At 65.0% G+C, this 16,350-nt stretch carries 15 protein-coding genes and 1 tRNA gene; 6 read left to right on the top strand and 10 right to left on the bottom strand.

Annotated features, from left to right (window positions below; genetic code table 11):
- The 4 genes from HLH21_RS10365 to HLH21_RS10380 form a co-directional block, all read right to left on the bottom strand.
- The coding region (locus HLH21_RS10365; protein ID WP_182943691.1) for a 1-deoxy-D-xylulose-5-phosphate synthase N-terminal domain-containing protein at positions 1–189 on the bottom strand (189 nt) is incomplete at its 3' end.
- Positions 190–194: 5 nt separating this feature from the next.
- The gene (locus tag HLH21_RS10370; RefSeq protein ID WP_182943692.1) at positions 195–1,130 is read right to left on the bottom strand and encodes a polyprenyl synthetase family protein; all 936 of its coding nucleotides are present in this window, start codon (positions 1,128–1,130) and stop codon (positions 195–197) included.
- Between the two features lie 7 nt (positions 1,131–1,137).
- The gene (locus HLH21_RS10375; RefSeq protein ID WP_182943693.1) at positions 1,138–1,368 is read right to left on the bottom strand and encodes an exodeoxyribonuclease VII small subunit; all 231 of its coding nucleotides are present in this window, start codon (positions 1,366–1,368) and stop codon (positions 1,138–1,140) included.
- Between the two features lie 138 nt (positions 1,369–1,506).
- Positions 1,507–1,752 carry a sulfurtransferase TusA family protein gene (locus HLH21_RS10380; RefSeq protein ID WP_182943694.1) on the bottom strand — a complete coding sequence of 82 codons (246 nt, stop codon included), beginning with the start codon at positions 1,750–1,752 and terminating at the stop codon, positions 1,507–1,509.
- Positions 1,753–1,877: 125 nt separating this feature from the next.
- Here HLH21_RS10380 and HLH21_RS10385 point away from each other — a divergent pair, with 125 nt between their 5' ends.
- Positions 1,878–2,792, top strand: a complete 915-nt coding sequence (locus tag HLH21_RS10385) for an ROK family protein (protein WP_182943791.1) — start codon at positions 1,878–1,880, stop codon at positions 2,790–2,792.
- A gap of 47 nt (positions 2,793–2,839) precedes the next feature.
- On the opposite strand, the gene HLH21_RS10390 is transcribed toward HLH21_RS10385, so the two are convergent.
- Both HLH21_RS10390 and HLH21_RS10395 read right to left on the bottom strand, forming a co-directional pair.
- Positions 2,840–3,622 carry an RlmE family RNA methyltransferase gene (locus HLH21_RS10390; RefSeq protein WP_182943695.1) on the bottom strand — a complete coding sequence of 261 codons (783 nt, stop codon included), beginning with the start codon at positions 3,620–3,622 and terminating at the stop codon, positions 2,840–2,842.
- Positions 3,619–4,752, bottom strand: a complete 1,134-nt coding sequence (locus tag HLH21_RS10395) for a Ppx/GppA phosphatase family protein (RefSeq protein WP_182943696.1) — start codon at positions 4,750–4,752, stop codon at positions 3,619–3,621. The genes HLH21_RS10390 and HLH21_RS10395 overlap by 4 nt, the downstream gene beginning before the upstream one ends.
- Before the next feature lie 167 nt (positions 4,753–4,919).
- On the opposite strand from HLH21_RS10395, the gene HLH21_RS10400 reads away from it, so the two are divergent.
- From HLH21_RS10400 to HLH21_RS10410, 3 genes are all read left to right on the top strand, one after another.
- Positions 4,920–4,993 (top strand) — tRNA-Gln (locus tag HLH21_RS10400).
- A 442-nt stretch (positions 4,994–5,435) separates the two neighbouring features.
- Entirely contained in the window at positions 5,436–7,022 is a 1,587-nt protein-coding gene (locus tag HLH21_RS10405; RefSeq protein ID WP_182943697.1) for a globin-coupled sensor protein, read from the top strand.
- 129 nt (positions 7,023–7,151) lie between these two features.
- Positions 7,152–8,300, top strand: a complete 1,149-nt coding sequence (locus HLH21_RS10410; protein WP_281375043.1) for a UDP-galactopyranose/dTDP-fucopyranose mutase family protein — start codon at positions 7,152–7,154, stop codon at positions 8,298–8,300.
- 47 nt (positions 8,301–8,347) lie between these two features.
- On the opposite strand, the gene eda is transcribed toward HLH21_RS10410, so the two are convergent.
- Both eda and edd read right to left on the bottom strand, forming a co-directional pair.
- The gene (gene eda, locus HLH21_RS10415; protein WP_182943698.1) at positions 8,348–8,968 is read right to left on the bottom strand and encodes a bifunctional 4-hydroxy-2-oxoglutarate aldolase/2-dehydro-3-deoxy-phosphogluconate aldolase; all 621 of its coding nucleotides are present in this window, start codon (positions 8,966–8,968) and stop codon (positions 8,348–8,350) included.
- A gap of 129 nt (positions 8,969–9,097) precedes the next feature.
- Positions 9,098–10,918, bottom strand: coding sequence for a phosphogluconate dehydratase (gene edd / locus HLH21_RS10420; protein WP_182943699.1), 1,821 nt, complete (start codon positions 10,916–10,918; stop codon positions 9,098–9,100).
- Positions 10,919–11,488: 570 nt separating this feature from the next.
- Between edd and HLH21_RS10425 the strand changes: the two genes are divergently transcribed.
- Positions 11,489–12,994 (top strand): YifB family Mg chelatase-like AAA ATPase, encoded by a 1,506-nt coding sequence (locus tag HLH21_RS10425; RefSeq protein ID WP_182943700.1) that lies wholly within the window; start codon positions 11,489–11,491, stop codon positions 12,992–12,994.
- Between the two features lie 312 nt (positions 12,995–13,306).
- Positions 13,307–14,125 (top strand): helix-turn-helix transcriptional regulator, encoded by an 819-nt coding sequence (locus tag HLH21_RS10430; RefSeq protein ID WP_182943701.1) that lies wholly within the window; start codon positions 13,307–13,309, stop codon positions 14,123–14,125.
- Between the two features lie 11 nt (positions 14,126–14,136).
- Here the strand turns inward: HLH21_RS10430 and metC are convergent, their stop codons facing one another.
- Together metC and HLH21_RS10440 are read right to left on the bottom strand one after the other, a co-directional pair.
- Positions 14,137–15,324: a cystathionine beta-lyase gene (gene metC, locus HLH21_RS10435; RefSeq protein ID WP_246379605.1), complete on the bottom strand. Its 1,188-nt coding sequence runs from the start codon at positions 15,322–15,324 to the stop codon at positions 14,137–14,139.
- A 50-nt stretch (positions 15,325–15,374) separates the two neighbouring features.
- The gene (locus HLH21_RS10440; RefSeq protein WP_182943702.1) at positions 15,375–16,265 is read right to left on the bottom strand and encodes a sulfurtransferase; all 891 of its coding nucleotides are present in this window, start codon (positions 16,263–16,265) and stop codon (positions 15,375–15,377) included.
- Between the last annotated feature and the right edge of the window lie 85 nt (positions 16,266–16,350).

The raw sequence follows: 16,350 nt of genomic DNA on the forward strand, positions 1-16,350 counted from the left end.
CGTCGTCGAGACCGCGTCCACCGTCTCGGCCCGCAGTTCCTCGGCCAGCTGCTTCAGCTGCTCCACCGACAGGTTCCGCAGGTCCGCCGGATAGGCCACCCGGTCCAGCAACGCAAAACGCCCGTGCGTCGGAACCGACGCCGTACGCGCGCTTCCCGTCGGCTGCCCCTCTGACTTCTGCTGGGTCATGACTGTCAGCTCCTGCGATCGACCACGTAACGGATGAGATCCCGGAGCCTGTCGGCCTCGGTACCAAAAATATCGAGATGGGATTCAGCCTGTTCGGCCACGCGCCGCGCTTCCCGCGCCGCGCCGTCGACCCCCAGCAGGGCGACGTAGGTGGATTTGCCGGCAGCCTGGTCCTTGCCCGCCGTCTTGCCCAGTTCCTCGGCGCTGGCCGTCGCGTCCAGCACATCGTCCGCGATCTGGAACGCCGCCCCGAGATCGCGCCCGTAAGCCGCGATGCGCGACCGCACCGACAGGTCGGCATTGCCCAGAATGGCGCCGGATTCGGCGGAATAGCGGATCAGGCAGCCGGTCTTCAGCGCGTGCAGGCGTTCGACGTCCTGCAAGGCGAGGGCGCGCCCTTCTCCCTCCATGTCGATCATCTGGCCGCCGACCATGCCTGCCGCGCCGGATGCGGCGGCCAGGGCGGCGACGAGACCGATCCGGACGACGGCGTCGGGGTGGGTCGCCGTATCGGCCAGGATCTCGAACGCCATGGTCTGCAGCGCGTCGCCGGCCAGGATGGCCGTGGCCTCGTCGAATTTCCGGTGCGTCGAAGGCTGGCCCCGGCGCAGATCGTCGTCGTCCATCGCCGGCAGGTCGTCATGGACCAGGGAATAGGCATGCAGCATCTCGACCGACGCCGCGACGCGATAGGCGCCGGATTCGGCGACGCCGAACAGGCTGGCCACCTCGGCCGCCAGATAACCGCGCAGCCGCTTGCCGCCGCCGAGCGTGGCGTAGCGCATGGCGTCCACGACCCGCCCCTCGCTGCCGGGAACCGGCGGCAGAAGGCTGTCGATCGCGGCCTCGACCGCCGATGCCCGCCTTGCCATGGACGCACGCAGAAGGCTGCCCCGGTCTGCGGAATTTCCTGTGGGGGCTGTCGCTATTGTCTGGCTCATCGGCGCATCAATCCATAGATTTCGTCTCCAGCGTGCCGTCGGCCCGCTGGATGATCGCCTGAACGCGGGCCTCGGCCTCGTTCAGCTTGCTCTCACAATGTCGTCTCAGGGCGGCGCCACGCTCGTAGGACGCGATCGCGTCCTGCAGCCGGAGCTGCCCGCCCTCCAGTTGCCGAACGATCTCCTCCAACTGGACGAGGGCGTCTTCGAAGGACAGCAGGGACAGGTCGTCCGTCATGGGTGCGGTGCTTCCATCATGAGGCGGGGATTACTCCCTGCCGGGCGCATCTGCCAAGGGCATAGGGGGAATGGCAGGAATTTGTGGCGGCTGTGGCTTCCGCGCAACGTGTTCGGAATGCTGGTGGAAAAGCGCCGCCTAGGGTCCGGCGGCCGGGTCGGGACGGCGGCGGATGACAAAGGACAGAATTCCGCCATCCTCGCCGAAAGCGATAAGCGCGTGGCCGGTTTCCCGGCAGAACGCCTGGAAATCGGCGACGCTGGCACGGTCCGTCGCGATGACGCGCAACCGCTCGCCCGGCTGCATGCCGCGCAGGGTGCGATTGGCCTTGAGGACGGGAAGCGGGCAACTTAGCCCTTTGACGTCGAGCACGGTCTCGCTCATGAAAATGGGGGCTCCGACAGGGGCGGCCGCGTCCGGCCTGTGCTGGCGCGATGTTTACGCCACATTTCTGTGCATTATAGGCTCAAACAGCCAGCGGATAAAATATGACGAACAACGGGACGGACATGACCGGCTATCGGATCGGCATCGATTTCGGCGGAACCAAGATCGAGATCGCGGCCCTCGCGGCCCACGATGGGCGCGAGCTTGTCAGGCGGCGCATCGCCAACCCCGGCCATTACGACGGCGCGATCCATGCCATCCGGGACCTGGTCGCGGGCGTGGATAGCGAACTGGGCGGCCAGGGCACCGTCGGCATCGGGATTCCCGGGTCGATCAGCCCCGACACCGGCGTCATCAAGAACGCAAACGCCACATGGCTGAACAACCAGCCATTCGGCCGGGACCTGACCGCCGCCGTCGGTCGGGAAGTCCGCGTGGAGAACGACGCCAACTGTTTCGCCCTGTCCGAGGCGGTGGACGGGGCGGGGGCCGGGAAACGCGTGGTCTTCGGCGTCATCGTCGGCACCGGGATGGGTGCCGGGATCGTCGTCGACGGCAAGCTTCTGATCGGCGCGCATCACATCGCCGGGGAGTGGGGGCATATTCCGCTGCCCTGGCCCCGACTTGAGGAAATGCCCATGCCCAAATGTTTCTGCGGAAACGAGGGCTGCCTGGAACGCTTCCTCAGCGGTTCGGCCCTGGCCCAGGACTGGAAGGGGCCAGGCAACCGCAGCACTGCCGGAATCGAGGAGCAGGCCGAGGCCGGCGACCAGGCGGCGATCGGCGCGCTGGATCGCTACATGGACCGTCTGGCCCGGGCATGCGCCCTGGCGATCAATTTCCTCGATCCCGACGTCATCGTCCTGGGGGGAGGGGTGTCGAACCTGAATTCGATCTACGAGCGCGTGCCGCTGCTGATGCCGCGCTATGTCATCACGCCACGCTGTACCACGCCGATCATACGGAACCGGCATGGGGACAGTTCGGGCGTGCGCGGCGCGGCGTGGCTGTGGTCGAATGACGAGGGCGCGGCCTGAATCGTGCGACGAGACTGATCGCGTGCCCGCCCGGCAGGGCGGGCCGTTCAGGCGTCCCGTCTGATCCGGTCGGGCCGGAACCCCGTGGCCACCACATAAAGCTCGCTCGATTCCTTGCGGCTGGCCGGTGGCTTGGCATGACGGACGGTGGCGAAGGCCTGCTTCATCGGGGTCAGCATCTGTCGCTCCGACCCGCCCTGGAAGACTTTGGCCACGAACGCCCCGTTTTCCGCCAGCACCTTGGTCGCGAAATCCAGCGCCAGTTCGGCCAGGCCGATGATGCGGAGATGGTCGGTCGGCGCGTGTCCGGTCGTATTCGGCGCCATGTCCGACAGCACCAGGTCCGCCGGGCCGCCCAGCAGGGCGATCAGGCGATCGGGCAGGTCGGGGTCGTTGAAATCCCCTTCCAGGATCGTCGCGCCGGATACCGGGTCGACCGGCAGCAGATCGACGCCGACCACATGCGCCGCACCCCGCTTGACCGCGACCTGCGTCCATCCGCCCGGCGCCGCCCCCAGATCCACGACCCGCATGCCCGGCCGGATCAGGTGAAAGCGGTCGTCCAGTTCGATCAGCTTGAAGGCCGCGCGGGACCGCCAGCCCTGCTTGCGCGCGGCCAGGACGTAAGGGTCGTTCAGTTGCCGGTTCAGCCAGCGCTGCTGGGCGGTCGTGCGGCCACGGGCCGTACGCAGCGACACCGCCTGCGCGCGCGTGGTCTTCGCCGCACCCGAATCCGCCTGTGCGGATGTGCCGCCCGGCGTCGCGCTGCTGGAAAGGGACTTGCCGGGAACCCGCGACTTGCCGCCTCCGGCCGAGGAACGGCGCGTCATGGACGGGAGACGCCCGCCGTGGTCAGCCTGGACCCTGCATAGGGCAGGGCGGTGGGAAATGGCGACAGGGGCGCCATGGTCGAATCGTTAATCATGCGTAGCAGCATACCATCGCGCAGCCCGCGATCCGCCACGACGATCTCGGGCACCGGCCATATTTTGTGGATGGCCTCGAAAATCGCGCATCCCGGCAGGACATACAACGCGCGTTCCGGCCCGACGCAGGAATGCTGCCGCAGGCCGTCCGGGCCGATTTCCGCCAGGGTCCGGATGGCCGCCAGGGCCGCGTCGGCGGAGAGGATGGTGCCATCGACCGCAGCCCGGCTGTAGCGCGCCAGCGACAGGGCGATGCTGGCCAGGGTCGTGATGGTGCCGCTGGTTCCCATCAGGCTGACATTGCCGCGGCTGATTTCCCGGCCGATGCAATGGACGTCCTCGAACGCGCGCAACTGCCGCGTCACGGTATCGACCATGTGGCGGTAGCCGTCCTCGGTGAAGGCCGTATCGCCGAACTGCTCGGCCAGGGTGATGACGCCTACCGGCAGGCTGATATAGCCGATCAGGTCCTGGCTGCGCGACCGTCGCTCGGTCCGCACCCACGCCACTTCGGTCGAGCCGCCGCCGATGTCGAACAGAACGGCGCGGTTGCGCGCGGGGGACAGTCTCTCATCGTGCAGAAGCGCCGCACAGCTGTCCATGGCCAGCTCGGCTTCCTCGCGCGGCGAGATCACGCCGATATCCAGGCCCGTTTCGCGCCGGACGCGCTCGAGAAAGGCGGCGCCGTTCCCGGCGCGGCGGCAGGCCTCGGTCGCCACCGCGCGATACCGGCGCAGCCGGCGGCGCCCCATACGCGCGGCACAGATTTTCAACGCGTCGATGGTCCGGTCCATCGCGTGCTGTTCCAGCAGCCCCGTCCGTTGCAGGCCGGCGCCCAGCCTGACGATACGGCTGAAACTGTCGACGACGCGGAATCCGTCGGCCGACGGCGTCGCGATCATCAACCGGCAATTGTTCGTCCCGAGGTCGATGGCAGCGTACATGCCAGGGATTCCGTGATTCGTCGTGAATCCGGAGGCATGGGAGAATGGCGGTCTCTCCTGGCTATCGCGCCAGGACATGCTGTTGTCCATCGGGCGGTTCCCTTGCCGCTGCTGGATTCATAGTGGAGTTCCAGCCGCGCGAAGGGCAAGTCAAATATGCCGCATGCAAGAAACTTCGTCACAAAGGTGCTTGTCACGTCGATCCACCGATGCTATCAGCCGCTCACCGCACGGCACTACCGGCCGAAAGGCAGTGTTGGGGGATAGTTTAGCGGTAGAACTACCGGCTCTGACCCGGTCAGCCCTGGTTCGAATCCAGGTCCCCCAGCCATTTCCCTGAAAACCAGTAAAATCGAGTATTTGGAAGCGCCCGATTCCGGGCGCCTCTGTGGAAGGCCGTGGGCAATCCCAGGTCGGCCATATCGCGCGCGCGTAGGCAGGCGTCACGGGTTTTCGTGATAAAACCTGCAGGCCCAAAGAATTCGGTTCAAACCGCTTCGGATGGCCGAAGAAACCCGTCCTCACGCGATTTCGCCAGCTATAAAATGGTGACACCTGGTCGAGAACTTTTCTCTCCATCAAGCGTATCGCAACCTGCCGCGACCAGACCGATAGCGAACCCGGCCTTAATATTCCTTACTGTCCCGCTCTCGGTCATCGAATAAATTTCAATGGAATTTTGATAATTTATTTACAAATACAATCGAAACTTCAGCCTTCGATCCTTATTTTTACAGGTAAATGGAAGCATAGAATTCAAATTTTTTGGCCCGATGAATTTGCCTAGAGGACATGCCTTCACCGTCTTTGTTGCTCCTTCCTGCTATCTGAACGAAGTGCTACGGGAGTTTGAATTGACCAAGACCAATAATGATCGCCTGGCAAAAAACACGCAAAATCGCGGACAAAAACTGGATGATATAAGACAGCGTCTGGAATTCATGGATCTGACCGACGACAGTCTCCAGACCATTCGCTCCATGCAGGCGCTCATCGACCGGGAAATTCCGATCGCGCTTGAAAGCTTTTACAGGCAGGTGCGGAAAACGCCGGAAACCCGAAGATTCTTTTCTTCTGAAATGCAAATGCAGCATGCCAAAGGTGCACAGTCCAATCACTGGAAGAACATCTCGGCGGCAAATTTCGGCGCGGAATATTCGGCCCAGGTTCGTGAGATTGGCGCGGTTCATGCCCGTATCGGTCTGGAGCCAAGATGGTATATCGGCGGGTACGCCGTCGTTCTCGACCATCTCATTCATGCCATTACGGAAGAGCTAGTCCCAAAAAAAGGCCTGTTTTCGAGAGGAGGCACCGTCTCCGCCCAAAAGCTGGGGGACGCGATCGGCAGCCTGTGCAAGGCCGTTCTGCTCGATATAGATCTGGCACTTTCAGTCTATTATCCGGACGTCACGGAAAAGGCGGTGCGGGCCACCAGGGATGAGGCGATCGAAAAAGAGCAGACTCTGGTTTCGCGGAGTTTCGGATCCGTCATCAGTCAGATCGCTGACGGGGACCTGACGGGCAGGGTGCATGGAGACCTGCCCCTGTTCTATATCCCCTTACGCGACAACCTCAATGCGGCCGTTGAATCCCTGCGCGCCACGCTGGAAGTCGTGAACGCAACAGCGCAGACCATAGACACGACGGCCACCCAGATTAATGGCGCGGCGCAGGATCTGTCTCATCGGACGGAGCGGCAGAAGTTTTCCGTGGAAAAGACGGCCGCGTCGATCGAACAGATAACCTCGACCGTTACCTTGACCGCGGCGCGGGTGGCGGAGGCTCATGCCCTTGTTACCGATTGCCAGACCATTACAGAGCAGTTTGGTGTCATGGTAAACGGGGCGACCGGTTCAATGGCCGAGATCGAACGGTCATCCAACGCGATCAGCACGATTACCGATGTCATGGATGCGATAGCCGTCCAGACCCATCTTCTGGCGCTGAACACGAGTGTCGAGGCGGGTCGCGTGGGAAACGGCGGCGCGGGCTTCAAGGCGCTTGCCCAGGAAATCCGGGAACTCGCCCGCCGTGCGGGAGAAGCCTCGAAAGACGTCAGGAAGCTCGTCACCGCGTCACAAAGTCAGGTCACGGCGGGGGCTCTGGTCATGGAAGGCATCAATTCCGGGATGCAGACCATTATCACGCGCGTGACAAAGATAAGCGACCATTTGAAAGCCATTGCGGATGCGGCACAGGAGCAGGCCCAGGCGCTCCATAATATAAACGGCGCGGTGGCGACAATCGACCAGGGTACCCGGCAGAATGCGGCGATGGTCGAACAGACCTCGGCGGCGAGTGCCGACCTGGCGGGAAAAGCCGTTCATCTTCGCGATATTCTTGAAACCTTCCAATTATAGGATCCGGCGGCGCGAATGCGGGCCGACGTCAGGAATGGCGATAGCCTTCAAGGTTGCCATACGCATACGAGGTGGACAGCAGCGTCCCTGGGGGGATACTCACCGGCGTATCGTATGGAGAAGATGCTGTTGCGGTACTGTATTGTAGGCGCTGGTTTCAGCGGAGCCATCATGGCCCGCGCCCTTGCCGAAGCCGGTCACAAGGTCCTGCTGCTGGACGAACGGTCGCATGTGGCGGGAAACTGCCATACCAGCCGCGACGGCGAGACCGGGGTCATGGTCCATCGGTTCGGACCGCATATCTTCCATACCGCCGACGAACGGGCATGGACCTACATCAATCGTTTCGGCGTGATGAAGCCCTACGTCAACCGGGTCAAGGCGCAGTCGCAGGGCCGGATCTACAGCCTGCCCATCAACCTGATGACCATCAACCAGTTCTTCGGCACGACGCTACGCCCCGACGAGGCCCGGCAGTTCATCGCCGCGCGCGCCGATGCGTCCATCACCGCGCCCCAATCGTTCGAGGAGCAGGCGCTGTCGATGATCGGTCCGGAATTGTACCGGGCGTTCTTCCATGGCTATACCAAGAAGCAGTGGGGGGTGTCGCCGACGGCGCTTCCGGCCTCGATTCTCAAGCGTCTGCCGGTTCGCTTCAACTACGACGACAATTATTTCAGCCATCCGTGGCAGGGCATGCCCCAGGACGGCTACACCGCCATCATCGAGAACATCCTGAAGACCGACGGGATCGAACTGCGTCTCGGCCAGTCGTTCGAGACGGTGGACGAGCGTTTCGCCCATGTCTTCTACACCGGGCCGATCGACCGGTATTTTTCCTACGCCCTGGGGCGCCTCGGCTACCGGACCCTCGATTTCGAGGCCTTCGTCGCCGACGGGGATTACCAGGGCACGGCGGTCATGAATTACTGCGACGAGACCGTGCCCTATACCAGGATCACGGAACACAGGCATTTCGCGCCGTGGGAGCAGGATCGTTTCACCCGCACCGTCTGCTTCCGCGAATACAGCCGCCAGGCCGGCGCGGACGACGTTCCGTACTACCCCATCCGTCAGGTCGGCGAGAAGGCGCTACTGACCCGCTATATCGAGATGGCGCGCGCGACGCCGGGCGTGTCGTTCATGGGGCGGCTGGGAACCTATCGCTACCTGGATATGGACGTAACGATCTCGGAAGCCCTGGCGGCATCCGATCGCGTGTTGGATCTCGCGCGGCAGGGCGGCGTTATCCCGACCTTCTTCGTCGATCCGTCCTGATCGTTCCCCCCGACAATCGCGCGGTGCGAAAGTCGGGGGGTGTCCATTCAGCGGGTGGTCGCCAGTTGCGCCGCGGCAGCCGCGCGATGACGGATTTCGGCCCCATCCGGCGCGCCGGGGGGGACGAGCCACGATCCGCCGACGCAGCGCACCGACGGCAGTTCCAGCCACTGGGGCGCGCGTTCGAGGTCGATGCCGCCGGTCGGGCAGAAGCGGATCCGGCCGAACGGCGCGGACAGGGCCTTCAGCGCCTTGATGCCGCCGGACGCCTCGGCCGGGAAAAACTTGAAGCGATCAAGGCCCAGGTCCAGCCCGCGCATGATGTCGCTGCTGTTGGCGATGCCGGGCAGGAATGGAATGCGGCGGGCGATCGCGGCCCTGGCGAGGCCGTCGGTCAGGCCCGGACTGACGATGAATTCCGCGCCGGCCTCGATGCTGGCGTCCAGGTCGGCCTCGTTCAGCACGGTGCCCGCGCCGACAACCGCCCCCTCGACCTTGGCCATTTCCGCGATGACATCCAGTGCCGCCTCGGTGCGTAGGGTCACTTCCAGCACCCGCAGCCCGCCCGCCACCAGGGCCTCGGCAATCGGGCGGGCATGCGCCGCGTCCTGCACCACAAGCACCGGAATGACCGGCGAAAGGCCCATGATACGATCTATTTCGGACATATCTGCTTCTTTCTTCTTCATATGGCGCGCCGGCTTCCCCCGAAACGCGCCAAAGGCCACTGACCAATGATCGGGGTCCAGGGCCTCAGGCCCTGGTGGGTTCGGGCAAAGCCCGACTGTGTATCGGGCCTATTGCTCCATCGCCGCCAGCATCGCCGACGCGCCACGCTCGGCGCTGTCGGCGCCACGGCGCATGAAGGCGAACAGTTCGCGGCCCGTGCCGTCCTGCGCCTGGGGTGGAGGGCAGGGATCGCGGGCGTCCCATTCGGCGGGATCGACCAAGGCGTCGATCCGGCCGTCCTGGGCGCTCAGCCGCACCACATCGCCGTCGCGCAACCGGGCCAGCGGGCCAGCGGGCAGGGCCTCGGGCGAGAGATGAATCACCGCCGGGACCTTGCCGCTGGCGCCCGACATGCGTCCGTCGGTCACCAGCGCCACCCGATGCCCCCGGTCCTGGAGCACGCTCAACGCCGGCGTCAGCTTGTGCAGTTCCGGCATGCCGTTTGCCGCCGGGCCCTGGAAGCGCACGACCACGATCACGTCACGGTTGAGTTCGCCCGCCCGATAGGCGGCCAGGACGTCTTCCTGGTCGTTGAAGACGGCGGCCGGGGCCTCGATGGTCCAGCGGTCGCGGGATACCGCGCTGGTCTTGAAGATGCCACGGCCGAGATTGCCCTGGACCAGGCGCATGCCGCCGTCGGTGCTGAAGGGGGCCGTGGCCGGGCGCAGGATCGTCTCGTCACCCGGTACGGACGGGGTATCCGTCCAGACCAGATGGCCGTCACGCAGTTCCGGCGCCCGCGTGTAGGCCCGGAATCCCTCGGGCGCCACGGTCAGGATGTCCTCATGCAGCAGCCCGGACTCCAGCAGCGTCGCAATGACGAAGCCCATGCCCCCCGCCGCGTGAAATGCGTTCACGTCCGCCGCGCCGTTCGGGTAGACGCGCGCCAGCAGCGGCACCGCGCTGGACAGCCGGTCCAGGTCTTCCCAGTCGATGACGATGCCGGCCGCCCGCGCGATCGCCGGCAGGTGGATCGCCAGGTTGGTCGATCCCCCCGTCGCCAGAAGGCCCACCGCCGCATTGACGATCGCCTTCTCGTCGATGCAGCGCCCCAGGGGGCGGTAATCGTCGCTGTCCATGCCCATCGCCAGGATGCGATGCACGGCCGCGCGCGTCAGTTCCTGGCGCAGATGGGCATGGGGGGGAACGAAGGCCGCGCCCGGAATGTGCAGGCCCATCACCTCCATCATCATCTGGTTGGTGTTGGCCGTGCCGTAGAAGGTGCAGGTGCCGGCGCCGTGATAGGACGCGGCCTCGGCCTCCAGCAATTCGTCGCGGCCGACCTTGCCTTCCGAATAGAGCTGGCGGACCTTCTGCTTGGTCTTGTTCGGCAGACCGGACGACATCGGGCCGGCCGGCACCAGCACCATCGGCAGGTGGCCGAAGCGCAGGGCGCCCATCAGCAGGCCGGGGACGATCTTGTCGCAGATGCCCAGCAGCGCAGCCCCTTCGAACATGCCATGGCTGAGGGCCACCGCCGTCGACAGCGCGATCGTGTCGCGGCTGAACAGCGACAGTTCCATGCCAGGCTGGCCCTGGGTCACGCCGTCGCACATGGCCGGCACGCCCCCGGCCACCTGGGCCGTCGCGCCCTTTTCACGCGCGAACAGGCGCATCTGGTCCGGATAGCGGGCATAGGGCTGGTGGGCGGACAGCATGTCGTTATAAGCGGTGACGATGCCGATATTCATCGCGCCGCCCGCGCGGATGGCGGGCTTGTCCTCGCCCGAGGCGGCGAATCCATGGGCCAGGTTTCCGCATGCCAGGCGCGGACGGGCGACGCCGCGATCCCGCTGGCGGGCGATCAGGTCGAGATAGGCCGCGCGTGTCGGCGCGGAACGACGGATGACGCGGGCCGTCACTTCGGCCAGGACAGGATTCATCTGCATTGGAAGGGACCGTCACAGCGGCGTCGGATTCGATGCAGAGCGGGCAAGACCGTAACTCCTGAATGTCATGTTCATGCACGCCGGAGGCGGATAGTTATGCATGAAACGCATAAGAAGGGTAAGGACGGGACAGATACCGGCTAAATATAATGTGAGCAAGTAAAATTTTGATATAAATGAGGCGATTTAATGCACATTTTTGTAATATTATTACAATTTTGACCCTGCGCCCGGAGGGTAGGTGAGGCCCCGCGGGTTGAACGGGCGGGGGGGACGCCTTCGGGGATGCCGCGACCGTCGCGGCCCCCGTCGCTCATTACGACAGCCGGCATCCCAGCCGAAAGGGAGGCGGTTGGAAGGCCGACCTGCATTCGCTTCCCGCGGCGCTGCATCGCCCCCCGGTCGTCGCACGTCCCGCCCGTGGCGGCCCTCGTTTGCGCCAAAAGTCGCATAAGATATATTATGCCAACTCATTTTGCCGTTATTGCCGCCGGACGGGCCGGGCTTCCGAATTCCGGTTTCTCGGTTAAAAACGATCATTCTGGCGCTTTGTCTGACGATCGGGACCGCATGAGTATCTCCACTGTGTTGGGCTTTGCCTTTTCAGGCATCGAGGCGATCCCCGTGCGGGTGGAAGTGCAACTGGCGTCGGGCCTGCCGTCCTTCCTGATCGTCGGCCTGGCGGACAAGGCTGTGGCCGAAGCGCGCGAGCGCGTCCGCGCGGCGCTGTCGGCCATGGGGCTGGCGTTGCCGCCCAAGCGGATCGTGGTCAATCTGGCCCCGGCCAATATCGTCAAGGAAGGCTCGCATTTCGACCTGCCGATCGCGCTGGCGCTGCTGACGGCCATGAAACTGGTGCCCCCCGAGGACAGCGGACGTTTCGGGGCGATCGGCGAACTGTCCCTGGACGGCCGGATCAACGCGGTGCCCGGCGTCCTGCCTGCGGCCATCTGCGCGGTAGAACAGTCCATGGGGCTGGTGTGCGCCGCGGCCCAGGGCCGCGAAGCGCGCTGGGCGGGCGACGCGCTGGATATCCTGGCTGCCGACTCCCTGCTGGCCCTGGTCAATCATTTCAGCGGCGAGCAGGTCCTGCCGTCGGTGGAACTGCCCGAGCGCCTGCCCGACGATCCGGATGGACCACGGACGGATCTGGCCGACGTGCGCGGCATGGAAACCGCCAAGCGCGCCCTGGAAATCGCGGCGGCCGGGGGCCACTCCCTGCTGATGACCGGGCCCCCGGGGGCCGGCAAGTCGATGCTGGCCGCCCGCCTGCCGTCCCTGCTTCCGGATCTGGACGCTGAGGAAATCCTGGAGATCAGCCGCATCCACAGCGTCGCCGGGCACCTGCCCATGGGGATGCCGATCTTTCGTCCGCCCTTTCGCGATCCGCATCATTCGACCAGCCAGGTCGCACTGGTGGGCGGCAGCAGCCGCGTCAGGCCGGGCGAGGTCAGCCTGGCTCATCGCGGCGTTCTGTTTCTGGACGAACTGCCCGAATTCTCGCGTCCCGCGCTCGAGGCCCTGCGGCAGCCCATCGAAACCGGGACGATCACCATCGCACGCGCATCCGCCCATGTGACCTTCCCTGCCCGCTTCCAGCTGATTGCCGCGATGAATCCCTGCCGGTGCGGCTATCTGGGCGATGCCGCGCAGGAATGCCGGAAGGCGCCCCGCTGCGGCGAGGATTACGTATCGCGGATTTCCGGCCCGATGCTGGACCGGATGGACATGACCGTGCATGTCGAGCCCGTGCCGCCGTCGCAACTGGCCGGTCTGCCGACGGGCGAAACCAGCGCCGTGGTGGCGGCGCGGGTGGCGGCGGCCCGTGGGCGGCAAAAGGCGCGCCAGAACGGCCTGTGCAACACCGAGGCCTCGCCGGACCTGTTTCCCACCGCCGCCCCCGCGCGCGATTATGCCGTGCTGGTGGCCGAGCGGCTGCGCCTGTCGGCCCGTGGTTTCACGCGGCTGCTGCGGGTCGCCCGGACGATCGCCGACCTGGCGGGCCACGAGGAAACCGCGCAGCCTCATGTGGCCGAGGCCGCCGGATATCGGCTGCGGCGGCCGGACCGGCGATGATGCTCATTCGGAGGAAAATTTATGTATATCGAAAGAATAAATTCGATAATCGAAGATATATATAAATGTTCTTCACATGAGGAAAACTGGCAGCCTACCCTCAGATCAGTCGCAGAATGTGTAGGTGCGACTGGGGCGGCGATCGTCCCGACCGATCATTCGAATAAGGAACTGCGATTCAGTTCATCAGAGGACCGCGTTTCCGATTTATTGTACTATGAACATTGGTGGCGATATAATCCTTATAAAACATACTGTCCCGACAAATTGGAAGGAGATGTATCCGACATCGAATTCATCAGCGATGACGAAATGAAACGTCATCCGTTCTATCAGGATTTCCTGAGGAAATTCGATCGTGGACGGATGTGTCGTTTTGGTTTTGCGGAACCATGCGGCCCTGGATTCAGCTTCTCGGTCCAAAGGGCCCTGAATGCGGAACCCGAGACGCCCGACGAGCGACGTGTCCGTGGCATTCTTGCACGCCATATCGCCCGGTCATTGAGCCTGTCCGCCGAAATCGGAAAGACGCGCCTTCTGGCCGGGGGCTTCGCGGATCTTTGCCATCGTCTTCAGTGCGGCGCCGCCCTGTTGAGGGGCGACGGGGGCGTGGTGCTCGTCAACCAGAAGCTCGGGAACATGCTCGGGGATGGGGTGGATTACATCAACGGCCGGATCATATGTGGCAATCGGGATAATCAGAGCCGTCTGGACGCCCTTCTGAAAGACACCGCCTCCGGCGAGGTGCAACTCGGCCACAAGGGGTTCATCGTGCTGAACTGCCCGTCCGGACAAAATCTGATCGTCAGGGTGGTCAGGCTTCCGCGCGACGGCATGTTCCACGTTCATGAGACGCGCCAGTCGGCCATGCTGCTGCTGGCCTATAAAACCGGGTCAAACGAACCGGATGTCTCTGCCGCGCTGCGCCCGCTGGGACTGACGGCTGCCGAAATCCGGCTCGCCCAGAAGGTCGGAAGCGGCGCATCGCCGAAGGATGCCGCGAAATCGCTTGGCATTTCCGATCAATACGCACGTTCCATGCTGAAGGTCATATTCAGGAAACTGAACATCGCAAGCCAGAGCCAGCTATCAACCCTGGTGTCCGGCCTGTCGGCCCTGGGTGAAGTCTGATTTCGCGGCGCTCAGTCCTGAGGCATGGTCCTGCCGGCCAGGACATCCAGCCCGGCCGCCAGGTCGGCAATCAGGTCGTTCGGATTTTCCAGGCCGATATGCAGCCGGCAGGCGGGGCCGTCGTCGGCCGGCGCGGGGCATGACCGGGTAATGCCATGGGTCGTGGGCAGGACCAGGCTTTCGTAACCGCCCCACGACGCCCCCAGGCCGAACATGGTCAGGGAATCGATCATCGCGGTCATGTTCGCCACCCCGTATTCCGGCTTGAACACCACGCCGAACAATGCCGACGCACCGGTGAAATCGCGCTCCCACAAGGCATGTCCCGGGCAGGACGGCAGCGCCGGATGCAGCACGCGGCTGACTTCCGGCCGCTGGGCCAGCCACAGGGCGACATCGATGGCCGCGCACGACTGCTTTTCCAGGCGGGCGCCCATGGTACGCAGGCCCCGGAGCGTCAGCCAGCAATCGTCCGGCCCAGCCACCTGCCCGATCTGGATGCAGGTGTCGCGCAGCACATGCCAATCCTGTTCATCCGCGACGGACACCGCGCCGACGATGGTATCGGAATGGCCGGACGGATATTTGGTCAGGGCCTGGATCGAGATGTCGACGCCATGCCGGAACGGCTGGAACACGCCGATGCCCCAGGTGTTGTCCAGCATGACCCGCGCGCCATGCTCGTGGGCCACGTCGGCGATCATGCGGATGTCCTGGACCTCGAACGTATGGCTGCCGGGGCTTTCGGTGAACACGATCTGGGTGTTCGGGCGCATCGCCGCATGCAGGCCGGACGCGTCGATCGTCGGGGGGTAATAGGTCGTCTCCACCCCGAAGCGGCGCAGTACGGTGTTCGCGAAGCGTCGTGTCGGCCCATAGACCGAGTCCGGGATCAGGCAGTGGCCGTTCTTGCCCAGGAACGCCAGCAGCGGGGTGGTGCAGGCCGCCAGGCCTGACGACACGATCTGGGTATGGCGCGCGCCCTCGATGGCGGCGATCGCCGTTTCGAGCTGATGCTGGATCGGCGTTCCCATCGCGCCATAGATCAGTTCGTGGTCATAACGCCGCTGGCCGTTGCGCTGCATGGCGTCGACGGTGGGAAACAGGACCGTGGACCCCCGCGTCACCGCCGGGTTCACCAGCACGCCGGCCCGGTCCGTCGGCTGGTCGCGGGCCATCTGGACCAGCAGCGTCGCCATCTCGCGCCATCCGCGCGAGACCTGTCGGTGCAAGGACTCCCGGTCGAACGTCACGCCGTTTCCCTCCGCCCCGGCCCGGTCTCGATCGGCACGCCGGGCGTCGAGGCCCATTCGGTCCACGACCCGTCATAGAGCGCATGCGACGTCCAGCCGCATGCCGCAAGCCCCAGCGAGAGGACGGAGGCCGACACACCGGAGCCACATGTCGTGATCGCCAGCCGGTCGTCGGTGACGCCGGCCCGGATGAAACGCTCCCGCAGCACCGGGCCAGGCAGGAATGCCCGGTCTTCATCCAGCAGGTCGCCGTACGGCAGGCTGGCCGCGCCGGGCATATGGCCCGATGGCAGGCCGGCGCGCGGTTCGGCCGCCGTGCCGTCGAACCGGCCCCGCGATCGCGCGTCGAGGATCAGCACATCGTCCCGTCCGACGACGTCCTTCATGTCGCCCAGCCCGTACACCCGCCCGAAGCGGGGGGCGGCCCGGAAGGCGGTGGCCGTGTCGGCGGGGCCTGTCCCTTCCGGGGTGGTGTCCGCCTGTACCGGGCCGGCCTGCACCGCCCCCCCGGCGCGCAGCCATGCCGGCAGGCCGCCGTCGAGCACCTGCACCCGGTCCAGTCCGAACAGTCCGGCCAGCCACCATGCGCGCGCCGCCGACGCCGCGTTGCCCTGATCGTAGAAGACGATGTGGGAATTACCGCCGATCCCCAGCCCCCGCGCCAGCCGTTCGAATCGGGCCTGCGACGGGATCATGTGCGGCAGGGTCGAATCGGGATCGGAGAACAGCTCGATGTCGAAATACCTGGCGCCGGGGATCCGGGCCTGGCCGAATCGCTGCAGGGGGTCGAAATTCTCGCCCGGCAAGGCAAGCGTGGCATCCAGGACGACCAGGCTGGACGAGGACAGGCCCTCCAGAAGCCGGGCCGGCGAAATCAGAGGATGCATGCGCGGGTCCCTCGCCGGTTCGGCGCGCGACAGACACGCACCATCGACCGGTCAGCCCATGTCCTTACCGGAGCGTACGTGCCGC

Source organism: Gluconacetobacter johannae (assembly GCF_014174305.1).
GTDB lineage: Bacteria > Pseudomonadota > Alphaproteobacteria > Acetobacterales > Acetobacteraceae > Gluconacetobacter > Gluconacetobacter johannae.

Excerpts from the sequence above, each read along its gene's own strand:
- HLH21_RS10370 (WP_182943692.1), bottom strand. The coding sequence starts at position 1,130 with ATGAGCCAGACAATAGCGACAGCCCCCACAGGAAATTCCGCAGACCGG.
- HLH21_RS10375 (WP_182943693.1), bottom strand. The coding sequence starts at position 1,368 with ATGACGGACGACCTGTCCCTGCTGTCCTTCGAAGACGCCCTCGTCCAG.
- HLH21_RS10380 (WP_182943694.1), bottom strand. The coding sequence starts at position 1,752 with ATGAGCGAGACCGTGCTCGACGTCAAAGGGCTAAGTTGCCCGCTTCCC.
- HLH21_RS10385 (WP_182943791.1), top strand. The coding sequence starts at position 1,878 with ATGACCGGCTATCGGATCGGCATCGATTTCGGCGGAACCAAGATCGAG.
- HLH21_RS10390 (WP_182943695.1), bottom strand. The coding sequence starts at position 3,622 with ATGACGCGCCGTTCCTCGGCCGGAGGCGGCAAGTCGCGGGTTCCCGGC.
- HLH21_RS10395 (WP_182943696.1), bottom strand. The coding sequence starts at position 4,752 with ATGGACAACAGCATGTCCTGGCGCGATAGCCAGGAGAGACCGCCATTC.
- HLH21_RS10405 (WP_182943697.1), top strand. The coding sequence starts at position 5,436 with ATGAATTTGCCTAGAGGACATGCCTTCACCGTCTTTGTTGCTCCTTCC.
- eda (WP_182943698.1), bottom strand. The coding sequence starts at position 8,968 with ATGTCCGAAATAGATCGTATCATGGGCCTTTCGCCGGTCATTCCGGTG.
- edd (WP_182943699.1), bottom strand. The coding sequence starts at position 10,918 with ATGCAGATGAATCCTGTCCTGGCCGAAGTGACGGCCCGCGTCATCCGT.
- HLH21_RS10425 (WP_182943700.1), top strand. The coding sequence starts at position 11,489 with ATGAGTATCTCCACTGTGTTGGGCTTTGCCTTTTCAGGCATCGAGGCG.
- HLH21_RS10430 (WP_182943701.1), top strand. The coding sequence starts at position 13,307 with ATGAAACGTCATCCGTTCTATCAGGATTTCCTGAGGAAATTCGATCGT.
- metC (WP_246379605.1), bottom strand. The coding sequence starts at position 15,324 with ATGGCGACGCTGCTGGTCCAGATGGCCCGCGACCAGCCGACGGACCGG.
- HLH21_RS10440 (WP_182943702.1), bottom strand. The coding sequence starts at position 16,265 with ATGCATCCTCTGATTTCGCCGGCCCGGCTTCTGGAGGGCCTGTCCTCG.